This window comes from Halomonas sp. HNIBRBA4712 (assembly GCF_043558675.1).
Taxonomy (GTDB): Bacteria; Pseudomonadota; Gammaproteobacteria; order Pseudomonadales; family Halomonadaceae; genus Vreelandella.
Genome location: NZ_JBIFXR010000003.1, coordinates 246,799 through 265,183, shown reverse-complemented (window position 1 = coordinate 265,183; position 18,385 = coordinate 246,799). Strand labels below are relative to the sequence as shown.

At 61.8% G+C, this 18,385-nt stretch carries 15 protein-coding genes; 5 read left to right on the top strand and 10 right to left on the bottom strand.

Annotated features, from left to right (window positions below; translation table 11 throughout):
* Positions 1 to 166 precede the first annotated feature (166 nt).
* From ACGK9R_RS08450 to ACGK9R_RS08435, 4 genes are all read left to right on the top strand, one after another.
* Positions 167 to 1,990: a CocE/NonD family hydrolase gene (locus tag ACGK9R_RS08450; RefSeq protein ID WP_394580195.1), complete on the top strand. Its 1,824-nt coding sequence runs from the start codon at positions 167 to 169 to the stop codon at positions 1,988 to 1,990.
* Positions 1,991 to 2,090: 100 nt separating this feature from the next.
* On the top strand, positions 2,091 to 3,407 hold the full coding sequence (locus ACGK9R_RS08445; protein WP_394580193.1) for a short-chain fatty acid transporter: 1,317 nt from the start codon (positions 2,091 to 2,093) through the stop codon (positions 3,405 to 3,407).
* A gap of 83 nt (positions 3,408 to 3,490) precedes the next feature.
* The gene (locus ACGK9R_RS08440; protein WP_394580191.1) at positions 3,491 to 4,171 is read left to right on the top strand and encodes a GntR family transcriptional regulator; all 681 of its coding nucleotides are present in this window, start codon (positions 3,491 to 3,493) and stop codon (positions 4,169 to 4,171) included.
* Between the two features lie 375 nt (positions 4,172 to 4,546).
* Positions 4,547 to 6,559 (top strand): TonB-dependent siderophore receptor, encoded by a 2,013-nt coding sequence (locus tag ACGK9R_RS08435; protein WP_394580554.1) that lies wholly within the window; start codon positions 4,547 to 4,549, stop codon positions 6,557 to 6,559.
* A 75-nt stretch (positions 6,560 to 6,634) separates the two neighbouring features.
* On the opposite strand, the gene ACGK9R_RS08430 is transcribed toward ACGK9R_RS08435, so the two are convergent.
* From ACGK9R_RS08430 to ACGK9R_RS08385, 10 genes are all read right to left on the bottom strand, one after another.
* Complete coding sequence (locus tag ACGK9R_RS08430; protein WP_394580190.1) at positions 6,635 to 6,976, bottom strand: AzlD domain-containing protein; 342 nt, start codon at positions 6,974 to 6,976, stop codon at positions 6,635 to 6,637.
* Positions 6,973 to 7,686, bottom strand: coding sequence for an AzlC family ABC transporter permease (locus ACGK9R_RS08425; protein ID WP_394580188.1), 714 nt, complete (start codon positions 7,684 to 7,686; stop codon positions 6,973 to 6,975). The genes ACGK9R_RS08430 and ACGK9R_RS08425 overlap by 4 nt, the downstream gene beginning before the upstream one ends.
* A complete protein-coding gene (locus tag ACGK9R_RS08420; protein ID WP_394580186.1) occupies positions 7,683 to 8,216 on the bottom strand; it encodes a helix-turn-helix domain-containing protein in 534 nt (177 codons plus the stop codon). The genes ACGK9R_RS08425 and ACGK9R_RS08420 overlap by 4 nt, the downstream gene beginning before the upstream one ends.
* Positions 8,217 to 8,289: 73 nt before the next feature.
* The gene (locus ACGK9R_RS08415) at positions 8,290 to 9,294 is read right to left on the bottom strand and encodes a spore coat protein U domain-containing protein (protein ID WP_394580184.1); all 1,005 of its coding nucleotides are present in this window, start codon (positions 9,292 to 9,294) and stop codon (positions 8,290 to 8,292) included.
* A gap of 11 nt (positions 9,295 to 9,305) precedes the next feature.
* Positions 9,306 to 11,603 (bottom strand): fimbria/pilus outer membrane usher protein, encoded by a 2,298-nt coding sequence (locus ACGK9R_RS08410; RefSeq protein WP_394580182.1) that lies wholly within the window; start codon positions 11,601 to 11,603, stop codon positions 9,306 to 9,308.
* Positions 11,604 to 11,659: 56 nt separating this feature from the next.
* A complete protein-coding gene (locus ACGK9R_RS08405) occupies positions 11,660 to 12,436 on the bottom strand; it encodes a molecular chaperone (protein ID WP_394580181.1) in 777 nt (258 codons plus the stop codon).
* A 48-nt stretch (positions 12,437 to 12,484) separates the two neighbouring features.
* A complete protein-coding gene (locus ACGK9R_RS08400; RefSeq protein WP_394580179.1) occupies positions 12,485 to 13,030 on the bottom strand; it encodes a spore coat U domain-containing protein in 546 nt (181 codons plus the stop codon).
* A 10-nt stretch (positions 13,031 to 13,040) separates the two neighbouring features.
* Entirely contained in the window at positions 13,041 to 13,601 is a 561-nt protein-coding gene (locus ACGK9R_RS08395) for a spore coat U domain-containing protein (protein ID WP_394580177.1), read from the bottom strand.
* Positions 13,602 to 13,970: 369 nt separating this feature from the next.
* A complete protein-coding gene (gene sstT, locus ACGK9R_RS08390; RefSeq protein ID WP_394580175.1) occupies positions 13,971 to 15,197 on the bottom strand; it encodes a serine/threonine transporter SstT in 1,227 nt (408 codons plus the stop codon).
* A gap of 231 nt (positions 15,198 to 15,428) precedes the next feature.
* Entirely contained in the window at positions 15,429 to 15,752 is a 324-nt protein-coding gene (locus ACGK9R_RS08385) for a hypothetical protein (RefSeq protein WP_394580173.1), read from the bottom strand.
* Between the two features lie 805 nt (positions 15,753 to 16,557).
* Between ACGK9R_RS08385 and ACGK9R_RS08380 the strand changes: the two genes are divergently transcribed.
* A complete protein-coding gene (locus ACGK9R_RS08380; RefSeq protein WP_394580171.1) occupies positions 16,558 to 18,228 on the top strand; it encodes an SLC13 family permease in 1,671 nt (556 codons plus the stop codon).
* Positions 18,229 to 18,385 lie beyond the last annotated feature (157 nt).

Sequence of the window (18,385 nt, the reverse complement as noted above, 5' to 3'; positions counted from 1 at the left end):
GTGCCTCGTGAATAAAGCCCGCATTATTTCCCATGGCTTAGGGGGGCTCAAATCGCGGGCAGGGGCGGATAGTCAAAATAGGAATGTCTATTTTAATTATTGACATGTCAAAGTTGCGGGTTCAACCTTCCTTAAAATAATCAACCTTAACTTAAGGCAGGTTTGAATGTCCGATAGGATCGAATTTCTCCCCGAACAGTGGCTCGAACAGCGGCCCCCCCGCTATCAAGGTCAAAGGCTTGGCTCGCGCTATCTCACCATGCAGGACGGCACACGTATCGCCATCGACGTGCACCTGCCAGGCCGTGAGCCCAGCGATGAGGCGTTCCCCGTAGTAGCGTTCTTTACGCCCTACTATCGGCGCATGAAGCTCACTCCCGGCGCGCCGGCAGACCTGGAGGATTGCCCTAATATCGCGGTGTTTCGTTCGCTGCTGCTTTCCCGAGGCTACGCGCTGGTAGCGGTGGACGTACGCGGTAGCGGCGCCTCCTTCGGGGTGCGCACCGGTCTGCGCTCGCCCAAGGAGCGCAGCGACTACCTGGAGATCGTCGAATGGGTCAACGCCCAACCCTGGTGCAACGGGTCGATCGGCGTGACCGGTATTTCGTATCTCGGTGCGGCGGCGGACTTCACCGCCTCCTGGGCACACCCTGCGGTGAAGGCGATCGTGCCGCACTCGGCGGTGTGGGATACCTGGTCGAACCAACTCTACCCCGGCGGGGTAATGTGTCGGCGGCTGGTAAAAGAGTACGGCAACCTGATGGACGCGTTGGACGACGACGCCGCCGAGGATCGTGACAAGTTTCCTTACTTCAAGGGTGAGCACTACGCTGGCCCCGCGCCGGTGGACGATGATCCTGACGAGCGCCTTCTGAAAGCGGCGCTCGAAGAGCACAAGGCAAACTTCGACATGGCGGATTTCGTCCACCAGTTCACCTTCCGCGATAGGCCGCTGCATACCGACCCGGACTTCACCTCGGCGATCATCAGCCCCTACCATTACGCTAACCGCGAAGCGGACCAGCAGACCGCCGTTTACACCGTTTCTGGCTGGATGGATGGGCACTACGCCAAGGGAGCGGCGCTTCGCTACTTGTGGCAGCAAAACCCTCGCAAGCGCCTGATGCTGGGCGCCTGGGACCACGGTGGACGTTCCGGCGCAAGTCCCTACCGAAACGACTCGGCACCTCAGTCCAAGCCGCTCGCTGAAACCCTGCGTTTTTTCGATGAGCACTTGATGGGACTCGATACCGGTCTGGCAAACGAGCCACCGGTGCATTACTACACCGTGGGCGAGGAGCGCTGGAAGTCCGCCAGCCAATGGCCACCCGCCGAAATGCGGTGGCAAACGCTCTATTTCCAGTCCGGGCAAGGACTTTCGAGCGAGGCGCCCGAGGCTTTCGATGCCGCCGACCGCTACACCGGCGACTACACCTGCGGCACCGGCAATCAGTCGCGCTACAACCGGCTCTATGCCCAGAACGTCGAGCGCTACTACAGCGATTGGGATGGCCGTGATCAACGCATGCTTTGCTACAACACGGCGCCGCTCGAGACCGATATGGAGCTCACCGGCCACCCGGTGGTGCGACTGCATCTCAAGAGCGATACCCAGGACTGCGCGCTGTTCGTCTACATCGAAGAGGTGGACGTCGAAGGGCGGGCGACCTACGTCACCGAAGGGGTGTTCCGAGCACTACACCGGCGCATCGCCGAAAGTCATCCGAATCTGCCGACGTTAGGGCCGAATCACAGCTTCAACGAGCGTGATGCCCGCTATCTGATTCCCGGCGAGTACAGCGAAATCGCCTTTGATTTGCTGCCTACCTCGTGGCTGTTCAAAGCCGGTCATCGGCTGCGGGTGGCGATCGCACTGGCCGACCGCGATCACTTCTCGCGCATTCCCGATGGGGTGATGCCGACCATCGAGGTCAGCCGCAGCCAAACGCGCGCCTCCGCGATCGAGCTTCCCTTGGTACCGCGCGCCTAAAGCTACCGGATAAAAGGTCCCCGCGTCTGCGGGGCAGACAACTCAGTCGTACAGCGCCCAGCTACACAAGCGTCAAAACAAACCAACAGGGTTCTTACCGATGCAAACACTTACGCGATACTGTCTGAAGTTCGTGCAAACCTGCTTACCCAATGCGCTGCTGCTCGCCATGGCGCTCAGCGTGGTGGTCTTTCTCATGGGGATGCTGTTCGAGGGTCAGAGCGCGGCCACCATGCTCAATGGATGGGGCGACGGCTTCTCCAACCTCTACCGCTTCGCGATGCAGATGTCGCTGATTCTGCTGACCGGCTTCGTCATCGCCAAGACCCCCGTAGTGGCGCGGATGATCGATAGGCTGGCTTCACTGCCTACCTCGCCCGGCCAGGCCGCGGGGCTGGTGGCGGTGGTCTCCATGGTGACGTTCTACATCAACTGGGGCTTTGGCATGATCGTGGGGGCCTTTCTGGCCCGCGAGATGGCCCGGCGCGTGCCCGGCCTTCACTTCCCGCTGGCTGTGGCGGCGGCCTACTCCGGTGAAATCATCCGCGGTACCACCGCCTCCATTCCGCTGCTGATGGCTTCCCCCGGTAACTTCATGGAAGACGTGGTCGGAGTGGTACCGATCACCGAAACCCTCTACGCCTGGTGGAACGTAGGGCTTTCGCTTTTGTTGCTGCTATTGCTCTACACCATATTTTCCAGAGTCAAACCGGAAACGGACCAGATCGTTCAATACAAGGGCGAGCCGCTGGAAAACACCGTAGAAAAGGTCGATACCCGGGGCATGCCTTGGGCGGAGAAGCTCGAGCACTATCGGTTGCCGAACCTGATTCTCGCGCTGTTGCCGATTGGCTATCTGATCATCAACTTTCGTGAGTTGGGTTTCACCCTGAGCCTGGATCTGGTGATCCTGATATTTTTGGCGGTCGGGCTTTTGCTGCAGCCGAGCCCGGCCAGCCTTGGCGCGGCGGTAAAAGAGGGGATTCTTGCCTGTCGCGGTATCATCATTCAGTTTCCGCTCTACGCGGGTATCGCGGGTATGGTGAAAGTTTCCGGACTTGCCGACAGCATGGCCGGCTGGTTCGTCGAGATTGCCAACGTACATACCTTTCCGATCGTTACCTTCATTTCGGCGGGCATCGTCAATATCTTCATCCCCTCCGGGGGCGGCCAGTGGGCGATCCAGGGGCCGATCATGCTCGAAGCCGCCCAGCGGCTGGGTGCGGACATTCCGCAAACCATCATGGCCTTCACCTGGGGTGATGCCTGGACCAACCAGATGCAACCGTTCTGGGCGCTGCCGTTGCTGGGGGTTGCCGGGCTTTCCGCACGAGACATAATGGGCTACTGCGTGATGTGGACGCTGGTGTGCGGCGCTACCATCATGTCGGTCTTCGTACTGCTGTCGCTTCTTTAAAGCGTCATCGACTTGGGTAAATGTTAAAGTGGCGCGGCGCTCGGTCATTCCGGGCGCCGTTTTGCTTTCACAGGAAATCGTTCATGGCAGCGACAAAGAAAATCAGCCTGAATGCCCAGGCCTTCGACACGATCAAGCGCGATATCATTGCCTGTCGTTTGAAACCCGGCGCCACCATTACCGAAGTTTGGCTCACCGAGCATTATGGCTATGGCAAGGCCGCCGTTCGCCACGCCTTGGCGCGCTTGACCCAGCAGGGGTTGGCGATCAATCAAGGCCGGCTGGGCTATAGTGTCGCGCCCATCACGCTCAAGGGGATTCGCGAAAGCTACCAGGCACGCCGACTGATCGAGCCCGAGCTTTGCCGCTTGGCGGCGGGGCGAGTCGATGACGATATCCTCAAGATGCTCTACGACTGCAGTCGCGCGACGTATGATCGTCGCAACATCGCCGAGATGATCGACTACTCTTACGCCAATCACCGGTTTCATACGCTGATCGCGCAGGCGGCGGGCAATCAGCGTCTGGCGCGACTTGTCGAGGAGCTCTCGGAAGATCACATGCGAATTGCCTACGTCAGCATGGTGTATGGGCAAAAGGATGGCCATTGGAGCGAGGAGCACCTTCAGATCGTCGAGGCGTTGGAGACCGACCGTGCAGAGGAGGCCGCGCAGTTCATGAGCGAGCACTTGAGTCGCGGTGAAAAGGCCATCATGCACGCCGTATTGGAACTGCCGGATCTACTGGAAACCGCGATTGGTTGAGTAGCACCCGCGACAGCAACACCATTCAATATGGCGACTCCTCCGAGCCATGTTTCTGGGCTGGCCTCGGCCGCCAGACTCGCTGACCGCTACCGTTACGGGTACAGACACTTTTCTGGCGATTGAAAAAACGCAACGCAATGTTGCACTTTCAACGCTTGTCGAGTTAATGGAATTGTGGTTGTGAATTAAAATCTTTATCATTCGCCTTACTCGAACCGCTCCCTGCTCTTTAACGAGATCGACTCCATGCCTGCCATGCCTTTTATCGCTGCGCCTTTAACACTGGCCGTTCGTCGCTCCATGCTGCTTTCACTCACGGGGGTGGTTAGTGTCACACCGCTGGCAGCACTCGCTCAGGAGCAAACGGTGAATATGGGGACCACTACGGTCACCGCCACGGCGCTGAAGGTCGATACGCCGGATATCGAAACGCCGCGCTCGATTTCCACCGTCAGTGCCGAGGCGCTCGAGACCCAGGGCGTGCGCACCTATGACGAAGCCTTTCAGTACCGCTCAGGCGTCACTTCTCAGCCTTACGGCGACGACAACAACGCGGACTGGTTCCTGCTTCGCGGCTTCAGCGCCGAAAACTCGACCTATCAGGACGGCCTGCGCCTGTTTCGCACCGGCGGCTACTTCTGGTGGCTGACCGAAACCTTTGGCCTCGAACGGGTGGATTTGCTCAAGGGGCCGGCGTCGATTCTCTACGGCGAGGCGCCTCCCGGTGGCGTCATCAACGCGATCAGCAAGCGCCCGACCCGCGAGCCCCAGGGCACGGTGCAGCTTCAGGCGGGCAACCACGACCACCGCCAGGTGGGTATCGATACCTCGGGCCCGGTCGGCGAGAGCGACGACGTGCGCTACCGCATGGTGGGGCTCTACCGTGACCGGGAAGGGGAGCTCAACGGCACGGACAGCGAGCGCTACTACTTCGCGCCGAGCCTCTCGGTCGATTTTAGTGACGATACCACGATGACCTTCTTGGCCAGCGTACAGAAGGACCGTGGCACGCCGACGTCCGGCTTCTTTCCGGCGCAGGGCACCGTGAACGCTACGCCGCTGGGCCGTATCGACGCGGAAACCAACTACGGCCAGCCAAACTTCGACACCCTGGATCAGCGCCAGACGTCGCTTGGCTACGAGCTCGAGCACCAGATCAACGACACCTGGGAGTTTCAACAGAACGCGCGCTACGCGCATCTCGATCTCGAATTGAAGAACGTCTACCCGAACTCCTTCGTGACGCCGCCGCGCAGCATTTCGCGTGGGGTGATCGACCGCGACGGCGATTATGACGCTTACACCATCGACAACCGCCTGATCGCGCGCACCTACACCGACAACACCGAAAATACGCTGCTGCTCGGTGCCGGTTATCAAAAGCTCGATTTGAACTATACCAACCGCGACAGCTTCCGCACCCTGGGCGACGGCTCGAGCTTTTTCGCCAATATCGACACCGTCGATCTCTACCAGCCGGACTACGCCGCGTTCGAGCGCCCGGACACCGGCGACCCCACCCGCCACGATCTGAGCCAGCGCCAGTTCGGCTTCTACGTGCAGGACCAGCTGCGCGTGGCGGACAACTGGATCTTCCTGGCGGGTGCGCGCTACGACAACGTCAAGAGCTCCGAGGACTTGAGCGACACCACTGGCCGCTCAAACCAGGGCTACGACGACGAACAGGTGTCGCTGACCGCCGGCGCGATGTATCTGGGCGACAACGGTATCTCGCCTTACCTGAGCTACAGCGAATCCTTCACCCCGGTGGCGGGCATTGGCCCCAGCGGGGCGGGCTACGAGCCGCTGGAAGGCCGCCAGCTGGAAGCCGGGGTCAAGATCGCGCCGTTCGATATCGACGGCTACGTCACGATCGCCGCCTTCGATGTGAAAGAGGACAACACGCTGATTTCCACCGGCGCGCCGGTGCAGGAACAGGCCGGTGAGCGCCGCTCCCAGGGGCTTGAAATCGAAGGCGTGGGCTATCTGACCGATGCGTTGCAACTGACCGCCGCCTACACCTACACCGATGCGCGGTTTGATGTCAGCGATTCCCAGCAGGATGAGCGCGTACCGCTGGTGCCGCGCCACTCGGCGTCGGCGCGGCTCGATTACGACGCCAGCCAGTTCCTGGCCGGCGTATCGGTAGGCGCGGGCGTGCGCTACGTCGGTGAAAGCGAGCCGAGCCCCGGCAGCAGCGTCGAAGGCAGCGTCTCCTCGGCTACCGTGTTCGATGCCGTGGCAAGCTACGACTTCAGCCCGAACTGGACCGCCCAGGTGAACGTCAACAACCTCACCGACAAGGAGTACGTCAGCGGCTGCGACTTCTACTGCTACTACGGCGCCTCGCGCAGCGTGATTGGGAGCCTCAGCTACCGCTGGTAGAATGGTCGCCAGTAGTGAGTGCTCCAGCGTGTAAAAGCCCCGCCTTCAGCGAAGGCGGGGCTTTTCGCTGGGGGCTCAGGTAGTCAGGGCGGTGAACAGCAGCACGACCGCACCAAATACCGCCACCCCGGCGGCCACCGGCCAGCCAAGCGAACGGGTGCGCCGCCAGACCAGCAGCGTGGCGATGAGCCCAAGCGCCGTGGCGGCCCAGGAAACGGCGCTCTGGTTGACCGGGACGATGGCCACGCCCATCACCGCGGCGATCATCAACGGCCCCAGAATCACCAGCCACTCCGGCATTGCGCTGTGGCCTTCGGTCTGGTCGAGTCGGCGCTGCATCATCAGGAAAGGCACCACGCGCAGCACCAGCGTACCCAGCGCCGAGACCACTACGGCGATCCACAGCTCGAGACTCATAAGCGCCTCCCCGGCGCGAAGCGCACCGCGTAGAAACACAGCGCCCCGCAGGCGGCGGCCAGCGGAATGGCGATGTTGCTGGCGCCCACCAGCGAAAGCGTCATGGCGATAAGAATGGTGGCGCCCAGAGCCAGCGACCAGCGCAGGCCGACGAAACGCGGGGCGGTCATGGTCAGAAACAGCGCGGGCAGGGCGAAGGGCATGATCTCACCCAGAAGCGGCCAGAACGCGGTCACCGCTTCACCGGCCACCGCACCCACCACGGTGCCTACCACCCACACCGCCCAGGCCATCAGCGCGGCACCCAGAAACCAGCCGAAGCGCTGGCGCTCATCAACCTCGGGCAGCCGTGTCAGCGCCAGGGCGAAGACCTGGTCGGTCAGCCCGTGCATCAGCCAGGGCCAATGACGGCTTCGGGGTAAAAGCGCCGCCAGATTGGGTCCATAAACCACGTGGCGCACGTTGATCAGAAGCGTCAATACCACCACCAGCCACAGCGGCGAGCCGGCGGCGACCATGCCGACGAACAGAAACTGTGAAGCACCGGCGTAGATCAGCACCGAAATCACCGCCGCCTCCCAGGTCGAAAAGCCGGCCTGGGACGCCACCAGCCCGAAGGAGAGCGACACCGGCACGTAGCCGCCCAGAAGCGGTATGCCGTCACGCGCGCCTTGAAGGGCGGTGGCGAGGCGAGAGGGGTGATGGCTCATGGTGCGCTCTTTTCCCGATCGTAAGTGATGGTGAGCATCAGGGTGGCCGCAAGCTCATGGGTGCGGTAAAGGTGCGGCTGATCCGCCGCGAAGCAAAGGCTCTGGCCCGGCAAGAGCCAGACCGTTTCATCTTCCGGGCCCGCTTCCAGCGCGCCGCTGATCAGCGTGAGCGCCTCGCGTACGCCAGACGTGTGCGCCTCGGCGCGCCGCGTCGTATGGGCGTCGCAATGCATCCAGTACACATCCACTTGAGGGGTGTCCTGGCCCTGGTCGATCAGGCGTACCTGCACGCCGTCCTCTTCCCCCAACGGTACATTAATGGGCGCGACCAACGTGCCGAAGGGCACGTGGAGCTGTACCGCCAGGCGCCATAGGGTATCCAGCGTCGGATTGCCGCCACCCTGCTCGAGGCGCGACAGATTGGATTTGGCGATGCCCGCCGCACTCGCCAGCTGCGAAAGCGAAAGCCCGCGCGCCTGGCGCAGCGATTGAAGATGATGGCCCAGCGTCGTCAGGGCGGAAGTGTCCATGGCGAAACCCTTGGCGTTCCTTATATAGAGTGTTCTATATAAGGAACAGGGTTGCGTCAAGCTCGTAGGGCGTTCAAAAGGCGATATCTACCACGACGTTGTCCGTATAGGTGCCCGGCGGCGGGGTCGGCTGGTCGGGCAGTATTTCGGCGCGGTAGATGAAGCCCTGAGCCGTGACGCCGGTATAGCTTCCGGGATTGGTATCCGCCTGGGCGGCGCTGCGCCGCTGGCCGCCGGTGGCTCCCCAGCGTTCGCTGCCCGTGGCACCTTTGTAGATCTGGTAGGCCAGAAAGGCGCCTCCTGCTGCCATGCGCCGCGTCGTGCCGGTGGCGTGTTGACCGTCGCCGAGCCCGACGCTGTAGCTGCTGCCCTTGGTACAGGTGACCGTGATGGTCTGAGTCACCGGTGAAAAACCGCTTACCAGCGGATAGCTGCCGAAGTTCAGGTTGGGGGCGTTGATCGTACAGTCCGGTGTGACGCCGAGCGTTACGGCAATGCTGCTCGTACCCGAGCCCGTGAGGCGCCCAAGGCATACTCCGAGCAGGCCGATACCCGTACAAATACTCCAATTCCAACTGATGGTCAGCGTATCGCGGTAGGTACCGGCGGCCAGGTTGGCGGCGCCGGGAGAAGTGCGAAAGTACATCGGCAGGGTGGCGGGCTGGCCGCCAAGAATGCCCAGAAGCCCCAGAATATAGGCGTTATAGTAGTTGTAGGCCGTGCCCGGCGTGATGCGGGCCTGAAAGCCAGGATCGGCGAAGAGCTCATAGGCGATACCGTCGCCGCTGGCGGCATTCACCAGACGAGCACCGTTGACGCTGGTCACGGTGGCATCGACCCGGTCGCCGGTGACGATCAATCCCAAAAGGCTCCCCGGGCAGGTCACCCCCGCGCCTGGCTGCGCCGAGGTGGAGCGCGCCGCAGTGCCTACGATGAGCGAGCTGAAACTTCCGAAACCGGCGCTGGCGTTCGGGGTCGTTACGCTACAGGCCTGCGCCCGCGCGCTGAAAAGCGCCAGGGTGGCCAGCAGGGGCAGCACAAGCCCTCGGCGCGGAAAGCGAATCGGCAAACGGCGCATGGCATGGTCCTCTATCGGCAGGCCAGCGGGCCCAGTTGATGGATTTGATCCTGCTGCGGTGGCAAGACGATGTCGGTCTGGCAGGCGCCGCCGTTGGGCAGCTCGACGGTAAGCGTGGTACGCGGTGCCATGTCCTCGAAGTAGACCAGACCGTCCCAGCCGACGCGGGATACGCCGCCGCTCGAGAGGGTCGCCAGAGCGCCAAGCGGCAGCGGCGCGCCTTCTGTATCGACCAGCGCGATCTGGGCGGCGGTGGTGGCGGTCGCGGCAAAGCGCACCAGATGACCGCTTTTGGCGTGGACCGCGACCCGGCGCTCCACATCGGGAACGCGAACGGTGGCGGCCAGCGCGAGTGGGTCGATCGCGTACCTGCCGGCGTAGTAGGCCGTGGTCCAGGGGACCAGCAGATGACCGTGGCGGTCGGTATGGCCGACCAACTGATTTTCGTAGCGGACCGGCACGTCGGGCTGGCCATCGGTCGAGACGACCACGAAGCTGTCGTTGATGGCCTGGGCGGCGAACCAGCGTTGGTCCATGTGCACTAGCGAGCCCTGGGCATCTACCCAGTAGGTCGGCGCATCGGGGTCGCCGTGCACGCCCCCGGCGAGTTGAACGTGCGGGCCGCGCCAGGTGAGATCGGCCTGGTGATAGTCACTTCGCCCCTGGCGTGCTTCGCTTGCCAGCGACCAGCCGACGCCCCCGTGTAACGGCGCGGCGCGTCCATAGCTCACCCTCGTGCTCGTCTCGCCGCGGGCGCTGCGCTCGATGCTCGAACTCACCACGCCGTGGCGCTGAAGTGGCAAGGTAAGCTGGGCAAGGGTGTTCCAGTCGCCTTCGAGCTCACGGTTGGCAGATAGCGTCAGGTTGAGACGACCGAACAGCGCGCGGCTATAGGTAAGGTTCACTAGCCGGGTTCGCCGGTCATCGCCCGAGCCGATATCGAAGTAGCCCGCCGCGAGATTGCCTACCCCGCCCAGGGCTGCACCCGTCGTGATCTGGGTGACGTCGCGTCCCTGACGGTGGCGCGTCGTTTGCAGCGTGCTCACGTCCATGAAGGCGTCATCTTCACTGGTGTGACGAAGCCCCAGGTTGAAACGCCGTCCCTGGTAGCGGTAGCCAGCGCTGATCGCCTGCCCTTGTGTGTTCTCGAAACGGCTCTGGCGATAGGCGGTTTCGAAGGATCCCCAATGCCAGAGCCGAAAGACGCCGCCCGCGCCAAGCGTCGCCAGCTCCTTCGAGCTCTCGCCTTGCAGTTCCAGCGTGAAGGCGTCGGTCACACCGCGCCGATAGGCGCCCGTCAGCGCCAGCGGGCCGTAGTCGAAATCCGCCTGGCCATAGCGGCGGCGCACAGCGCCAAGGCTCGCGCTGTAGCTCGAAAGGCCCGGGGCGAGCAGATCGTTGACGACATAGAAAGGCAGCGCGTTGGCTACTCGGCGCCCCTGAGCGTCGGTGGTGACCAGCAGCGCCTCGCCGGCGCCGGTCACCACCGGCAGGTTGGTGACGGTGTAGGGGCCGGGGGCGATCTCGAGGGAGTCGCGCCGGGTGTCGTTGATGAACACGTCCAGGGTCGAGGGCAAGGCGGCTTCGCCGGAGAACGCGGGCAAGGGATAGGTGATCAAATCCGGGCGCAGGCGAAAATCTCGCGAGACCGATACCCCGCCCAGCCGCACCGCGTTCGACCAGCCCGTCGGGCGAGTCAGGGTATCGCCGAGTTCGTAGGTGGTGAGGTCCTGCTGGTCGGTGTACTGCCAGCGGGTGTCGAAGCGGCGGTAGCCCGTGTCGCCGCCCCGGCCGGTGAACGTTTCGCGATAGATGCCGGATGAGTGCAGGGCGCCGCGCTCGCCGAACAGACGCAGTTCGTGCTGAAGGCTTGCACTACGGGCGTACTCGGTGTCCCAGGCGTAGGCGCTGTAGTTGATCAGTGCGCCCTGGCTGGTTTGCGCCGGGGTGAACTCGGTTTGCCGCTGTCGTCCCAGCGCCTGGCGCGGCAGCCAGGCAGCGGGCACTTCCAGATGCAGGCGCTGAGCGGGGCCGTCGTAGGTGGCCGTAACGTCTGCGAGTTCGCTGATACGGATACGCTCATCGGCAAAGGCTATGGGAAGCCCGTGCTCGATGAGGGTCTGAACCTCCAGGCGGTAATCGTCATGTTGGCGCCAGACCGGCACCACCTGGCCGGTGGGATGTTGATTGATCACCAGCTCCAGGTGATAGGTCAGCCAGGCATCGTCGTCAGGCAGCTCTAACGGCGGGATACGCTGCGCCCAGGCTGGCTCGGCGAGCAGCGCCAGAGCGCAAAGCCACGGTGTCATGAGCTCTCGTCGGCACTTTTGAATGATATCCGCCTCGAAAACCATGCCGGTATGCTCTAGTGAGGCGCAATGGTGTACTCGGCTCCCCCGATACGCGCGCTCAAACTACCCTGTGCGCTCGCCCGGGGCGGCAACGGCCAGCGGCGAGTGCTGCCGGGTAGCACATAGCCCAGCAGTCCTTCTGCTACAGGCAGCGGTGCGCCATCGAAGGCCACCCGGTTCAGACGTACGTGACGATCGTTCTGATTGGTGATTTCGAGCATCTGGCGCCCGTCATCGACATAGGTACGAAAACCAAGGCCGGGGTAGTGGGAGGCTCCCTGCAGCGCGCGGGGGTCGAGCGGTTCGGCGCCGTGGCCGTAGACGAACAGCGGCAGTGAGTAGCGCATCTGAAAACGCACCCCGGCATTGGCCGCATCGGCGTGGGCGGTCAACGACGAGGCGCGGGGAATCTCGTCGATGATGACGCGAAAGGCGTTTTCACGACCCGCCGTTACCTCACCCTGACGGATGAGGCGCACCATTTGACGTTCACCAGGCGCAATTTCGATCATCGGTGGACTGCCGACGATCGCCTGTTGAGCCAGGAAGCGGTCTTCGCCGTTACCCTGCTCCCAGGCGAAGATGCGCAGTTGCATGGCAAGCGGCGCGTCGCCATGATTTTCGAGCCAGAGCGCGGTGGCGCTCTCGCCCTGCGCGATCTCGGGATATAGCGGCCAGATCAACAGTGAGCTGGCCTGCCCATTGGGCGCTGCAAGGCAGGCGCACAGCGTCAAGCAGAGCGTAGCGAGCCATTTTTTTCTTGTTTCGTACGTAGCGTTTGTACTACCCATGGCATTTCCCCTGAAGCCAGCCTCGGTGGTGTTCGAAAGTGCCCGCGCTCACCAGGTCAGAGTAAAGGTCAGCTCATCGGTGTATTCGCCTGCGGGGAGCTGGCCGGGCAGCGTAAGCCGGCCCCGCACCGGGAACTGCACGTTGAGGGCGCCGCTGTCGGTATCGAGCGCAAAGGCCTGGTCGATACCGATGAGCGTCTGGAAACCGGCATCCTGATACAGGCGGTAGGTGACGAAGGCGTCCTGTTGCTGATGCTGCATCCGGCGGTTGCCCCCTTGAGCGTGCAGGCCCGCCCCGACCTGCATGGTGAGCGCGATGCCCGGCGAGCAACTCAGCGTGATACCTCCACTGCGTACCAGTGTGGTGTCACGCGTGGCTCGGGAAAGCGCCGAGTCGATGCCGAAATCCAGTCGACCGACGTTGCCCAATTGAGGTATCTGGCTCGGCAACTGGCTGTTGATCAGACACCCTCGCGTCACCGTCGCCCCGACCTGGAACGTGGTGCCCGGAAGCGTCTGGGCGCTCGAGCTTGCGCTGACCATCAGGCCGATCCAACCGGCGAGCGCGTGGCCCCAGGCCGTCGGGCGGTGCACGTTGCGCGCCTTAGAACGTCAGTTCGACGCTCAAGGTATCCGTATAGGTACCGGAAGGAAGTGCCCCACCCGCGCCGAACGCCCGGCCGTAAAGCTCGATGACTTGCGGCGTACCGTCGAAGGTCGTCAGTGCCACGGTTTCCCCCAAACCGATCAGGTCCGTGCGCGCGGCGTCTCGATAGAGCGAGTAGCCGACGAAGTCGCCGGCGCCGTTGGCCATGGCATGCAAGCCCTCGCTGGCAGCGCCATCGTTGAGCCCGCTAGTGAGGGCGAAGGTCGGCTCGACGCCCGGGGAGCAGAGGACTTCTACCCCGTTAGCGCCGCCACCGGCCACCGTAGAGTCCTCTGCGTCGAACACGGCAGGGGCGGTCCCGAAATCGATGTCGCCAAAATCGACCCCCGTATCACCGCCGCTGGCTTCACTTCCATTGATCACGCAGCCATCCACCAGGGTGATGGAGCTGTCGATGACGCCGGAAATGGCTTGTGCCTGTGCCAGGGTGGGCAAAAAGAGCATACATGCTTGCAGCGAGGCGCCCAGCCGGGCGCACCTGATCAGTCGAGTACCCATGCCGTTCTCCAGTGGCCGAGGACCAAACCCGCTTGAGTGCCTGAATCGCGCATGCAGGCTCTTCATGGGTGAGCTGTCGTTGGGTTCGGCCGAATAATGATTGTGTTTTTGTCAGGTGAACTCTTTATGCATAGACGCCGCGAACCGCGTTGTAGGTAGATTTTTGTAACGTATTTTTCTTGTCTGTTCCTGCGCTGATGGCCTCGGGTTCGATGGGTCCATGAATTCAAGGACTTGTTCAATGCTGCGCTAATGGCGGTGTGTTATTCGAAGTCGGGAGAGGGGAAAAGGGAGAAGGGGAAAGGTATTCATCGAAGGCGAAAGGCCAGGGCGTCGAGCCCTGGCCTTGAAGGAGAAGCGCTTGCTGAATCAGGGCGTCGGCGACGCCTTGCCGGCGCGACAGGCCGCCGCGGTGAACAGCACGTCCGTCGAAGAGTTCAGCGCGGTTTCGGTGGCGTCCTGCACCACGCTGATGACGAAACCAATCGCCACTGCCTGCATGGCCACCTCGGTGGGAATGCCAAAAAGGCTCGCCGCCATGGGAATCAGCATGAGCGAGCCCCCGGCCACGCCGGAGACCCCGCAGGCAGCCAGGGCGGACACGATGCACAGCAGAAGCGCCGTGGGAAAATCGACCGGGATGCCCAGCGTATGGGTGGTCGCCAGGGTAATCACGGTAATGGTGATCGCCGCGCCGCACATGTTGATGGTCGCCCCCAGCGGAATCGAGATCGAGTAGGTGTCGGCGTCGAGCTCGAGCTTTCGGCAAAGCTCCAGGTTGACCGGAATGTTGGCCGCGGAGCTGCGGGTGAAAAAGGCGGTGATGGCGCTACCGCGAAGGCAGGCCCAGACCAGCGGGTAGGGGTTCTGCCGGGTCATGAAGTAGACCAACAGCGGGTTGGTGATCAGCGCAACGATGACCATGCAGCCCACAATGATCGCCAGTAGCTGAGCGTAGTTCAAAAGCGCGTCAATACCGGCCTCGGCAAGCGTTCCGGCGACCAGGCCGAAAATCCCCAGCGGCGCCAGGCGAATGACCAGCGTGACCAGCCTTGTCACCGCGGCAGAAAGATCCGAAAGCCCTTGGCGGGTGGTATCGCTTGCCTGGCGAAGCGCCAGACCAAGCCCTACCGCCCACACCAGAATCGCGATGAAGTTGGCGTCCATCAGGGCGCTGATCGGGTTGCTGACCGCGTTAAGCAGCAAATCGCGTAGCACGCTGAGAATATCGCCGGGCGGGTTGCCGTCGGCCTGGGGAGCGGTCAGTGCAAGCTCGGTGGGGAGCAAAAAACTTGCCGCCACGGCGATCAGCGCGGCAATCAGCGTACCCGCTACGTAAAGGCCCAGCACGGCACGAATCTGCGTGGGTCGACCCTGACGGTGGGCGGCGATGGCGGCCATGACCAGTACGAAGACCAGAATGGGCGCCACCGCCTGCAGCGCGCTGATGAAGAGCTGGCCGAGCAGCGCCACGCGCAGCGCGCCCTCCGGGGCCAGCAAGGCCAATACCACGCCCGCCACAATACCGATGAGAATTTGGGCAATCAGGCCCAGCCGTAAAAGAGGCCGAAACGCCGCTTGGGCAGTCGCAATCATTACAAAGCTCTTGATCAGTCGAAAGGCGGTAGCGTCGCACTCGACGCCCTTGTGAGGGGCGCATTCTAGCAGCACAGCCGTGCGCGAGGGGTAAGCGGAGGAAAAAACGTGCAACTTTAACGTGTTCAAACGAAGAAAGGGGCGTGGTCAGCGCATTGCCAATAAAAAGCGCCCTGTTTTCATCTGGAAAACAGGGCGCTTTTGGCTCGCTGTGAAGCAGTACGCAACGCGTTAGGCGATGGCGGCTTCCACTTCGACAGCGGCGTGCCTCATGGCCGGCTGGCTCAAGGCTTGTTTCTGGGCCCAGGAGGTAGCGCTCATCGTGTCGACCATGGCGTAACCTTCGTTGATTAGCTCGACCACGTCCGGCGAAGAGCCCCATTTCAGCAGCATCTCGTCGAGGTAACGCTCGGCGACGTCAAAATGGCTACAGTGGCTCAACATTTTGGCAATGGTGTAATCCGTATGCGGTGTGTCGAACATTTCGCTACGGATTTCCTGGATCGCCAATTTCAAGCCGGCTTCAGAGATGTTTTCCAATTGCAATCTGTGCATGCCACCACTCCTTGTGAATGCTTGATACTCGACATCAGGTATTTATTTATACGCGTCTTGTACCAATTCACAGTAATACACCTTTTCAGCCGACGCAATGGGCAATGCCACCTGACTATCAAAAAAGTTGTGCATGAAAAAAGCCCCGACGGTAGGGCGGGGCTTTCACTAGTAAAAACAGGCCTTAAAGCGGTACGATAAAAGCGAGCGTAGCCAGGCTTCCTGCCAGAAAAGAGAAAGCCGTCAACCAGATAAAATCCGAATGCCTCTCTTTTTCGCGTCTAAGCTCCTGTTCGCGTAGATATTTCTCAAGATGCTCTCGGCTTCCCGGCTGTACCTCATTGAAAAGATGTTGGCGTATCATCTTAACTCCTTGAGCTTCAACGGTTTGGATAACGTCCCGAGCGTGTCTCTTCCCTCAACCTCAATGCTTGTACAGACATTCTCCGGATATTGGCGAAAGTATAGACCATGTGCGGGTTTTGGGGTTCATGAAAGTTGTACAAAAAGTTCATGAAATGGCAACGGCATCCTGCGTGCCGGTGACTCGTCGCCCGTTCTCTCGTGATGTGAGTCAAGTATCCAGGTACGGTAACGGAGTCGGTGAAAATGAAAGGGGCGCGGGCATGTTCGACCAAGGTAGTTAGACTTTGGTATTAAAAAGGGTTAATTCGCTGGACTAATAGGCGCTTGCAGTGAATAAAGGGCGCTCTAAAATCAGCCTGGCTACTCTTCTAGCCATCTCGTAAGGCTCGCTCACGCGACGCGCCTTGACTGCTCACACGTTATCAAGCGGTACTGCTCCATGTTCAAAACGGCCACCCTGTCGGTCTGGGACCAGCTTTGGCACTACCACTACCAGGCCAAAAACCTTCTTCTCTGCGCGCTGCCGACCTCCGGTGCGCCCGGCGCGGCGCATAACGGCTCCGGCGCCTCGAGCGGCCAGGGCGATCAGAATCCCGATCCCTCGCCGCGCCCGCCGGCCTATAACCGCGCGCAGCTGATCGGCCTGGTCCTCGGCCCGCTGCTCTTCGCCTTGACGGTGATGTTCTTCCAGCCGGCAGATTTGAGCTTCGAAGGGCGCATGGTGCTTGCGACCACGCTGTGGGTCGCGGTCTGGTGGATCACCGAGGCGATTCCGATTCCGGCGACTTCGCTTTTACCCATCATTTTGCTGCCCATTACCGGGGCGCTCGAAGGTAGTGCGGTCACCGCCGCTTACGGCAACCCGATCGTGTTTCTGTTTTTGGGCGGGTTCATGATTGCGCTGGCGATGGAGAAGTGGGACCTGCACAAGCGCATCGCACTGACGATCATCTCGGTACTCGGCACCAGTATCAACAGCATCGTGTTCGGCTTCATGGCCGCCACCGGCTTTCTCTCGATGTGGGTCTCCAACACCGCATCGGTAATGATGATGCTGCCGATCGCCACCGCGATCGTCTACCAGGTGACCCAGGAGCTTGGCAAGAGCGAAGGCGATTACAGTGGTGAAATCGACAAGTTCAGCAAGGCGCTGATTTTTGGCGTCGGTTACGGCGGTACCATCGGCGGGCTCGGCACGCTGATCGGCACGCCCCCCAACATCATTCTGGCCGCGGTGGTCAGCGAGCTTTTCGGCTACGAGATCTCGTTTGCCAGCTGGCTGATGTTCGCCTTCCCGGTGGTGGTGGCACTGCTGTTCATCGGCTGGATTCTGCTCACGCGCTTTATCTACCCGATGAAACTCGGCCAACTGCCCGGCGGCAAGGCTTTGATCAAAAAGGAGATGGAGGCGCTGGGGCGTACCAGCTTCGAAGAGAAAGCGGTGCTTGCGGTGTTCCTGCTGGCGGCGTTTTTCTGGATCACTCGCTCGTTTTTCTGGCAGGGCCAGATCATCAATATCCCCGGCATCAGCGACACCATGATCGCGATCGCCGCGGCGGTGGCGCTCTTTTTGATTCCCTCGCGCACCAAAGGCGGCTGCCTGCTGGATTGGGACATCGCCCGCGACGTGCCCTGGGGCATTCTGCTGCTCTTCGGGGGCGGGCTTGCGATCGCCGCCGGCTTCAACTCCTCGGGTTTGGCCGCGTGGATGGGCGATCAGATGAGCGTACTCGACGGCGTCAACTTCCTGCTGGTGATTCTGCTCTCGGCCGCGATGGTGCTGTATCTCACCGAGATCACCTCCAACACCGCGACTGCCACCATGATTCTACCGGTACTGGCCTCGCTTGCGCTGGCGCTGAACGTGCATCCGTTCGTGCTGATGGTGCCCGCGGCCATGGCAGCCAACTGCGCCTTCATGCTGCCGGTGGGCACGCCGCCCAACGCGATCATCTTCGCCACCGGCAAGATCACCATCGTCGAGATGGTCAAGAACGGTTTCTGGCTCAATATCATTGCGCTGATTTTGATCGTCTCGGCGACCTACTTCCTGCTGCCGGCGCTTTGGAGCGTGGACCTGACCACCTACCCGGACGCGTTTAGAAACTAACCGCTTCGTTCGAGTGTCATCCGCCCCGCCTTTTGGCGGGGCGTTTTTATGGGTAACGGCCTGCGTGCGAACGATGACGATGCAAGTGCCCATTGGCGCCGAGCCGGTGTCTCGCTACGCTTGATGAAACGCCGAAGACGGCGACCTACTTCGAGGA

Coding starts and splice junctions, on each gene's coding strand:
- ACGK9R_RS08450 (WP_394580195.1), top strand. CDS start 167: ATGTCCGATAGGATCGAATTTCTCCCCGAACAGTGGCTCGAACAGCGG.
- ACGK9R_RS08445 (WP_394580193.1), top strand. CDS start 2,091: ATGCAAACACTTACGCGATACTGTCTGAAGTTCGTGCAAACCTGCTTA.
- ACGK9R_RS08440 (WP_394580191.1), top strand. CDS start 3,491: ATGGCAGCGACAAAGAAAATCAGCCTGAATGCCCAGGCCTTCGACACG.
- ACGK9R_RS08435 (WP_394580554.1), top strand. CDS start 4,547: ATGGGGACCACTACGGTCACCGCCACGGCGCTGAAGGTCGATACGCCG.
- ACGK9R_RS08430 (WP_394580190.1), bottom strand. CDS start 6,976: ATGAGTCTCGAGCTGTGGATCGCCGTAGTGGTCTCGGCGCTGGGTACG.
- ACGK9R_RS08425 (WP_394580188.1), bottom strand. CDS start 7,686: ATGAGCCATCACCCCTCTCGCCTCGCCACCGCCCTTCAAGGCGCGCGT.
- ACGK9R_RS08420 (WP_394580186.1), bottom strand. CDS start 8,216: ATGGACACTTCCGCCCTGACGACGCTGGGCCATCATCTTCAATCGCTG.
- ACGK9R_RS08415 (WP_394580184.1), bottom strand. CDS start 9,294: ATGCGCCGTTTGCCGATTCGCTTTCCGCGCCGAGGGCTTGTGCTGCCC.
- ACGK9R_RS08410 (WP_394580182.1), bottom strand. CDS start 11,603: ATGACACCGTGGCTTTGCGCTCTGGCGCTGCTCGCCGAGCCAGCCTGG.
- ACGK9R_RS08405 (WP_394580181.1), bottom strand. CDS start 12,436: ATGGGTAGTACAAACGCTACGTACGAAACAAGAAAAAAATGGCTCGCT.
- ACGK9R_RS08395 (WP_394580177.1), bottom strand. CDS start 13,601: ATGGGTACTCGACTGATCAGGTGCGCCCGGCTGGGCGCCTCGCTGCAA.
- sstT (WP_394580175.1), bottom strand. CDS start 15,197: ATGATTGCGACTGCCCAAGCGGCGTTTCGGCCTCTTTTACGGCTGGGC.
- ACGK9R_RS08385 (WP_394580173.1), bottom strand. CDS start 15,752: ATGCACAGATTGCAATTGGAAAACATCTCTGAAGCCGGCTTGAAATTG.
- ACGK9R_RS08380 (WP_394580171.1), top strand. CDS start 16,558: ATGTTCAAAACGGCCACCCTGTCGGTCTGGGACCAGCTTTGGCACTAC.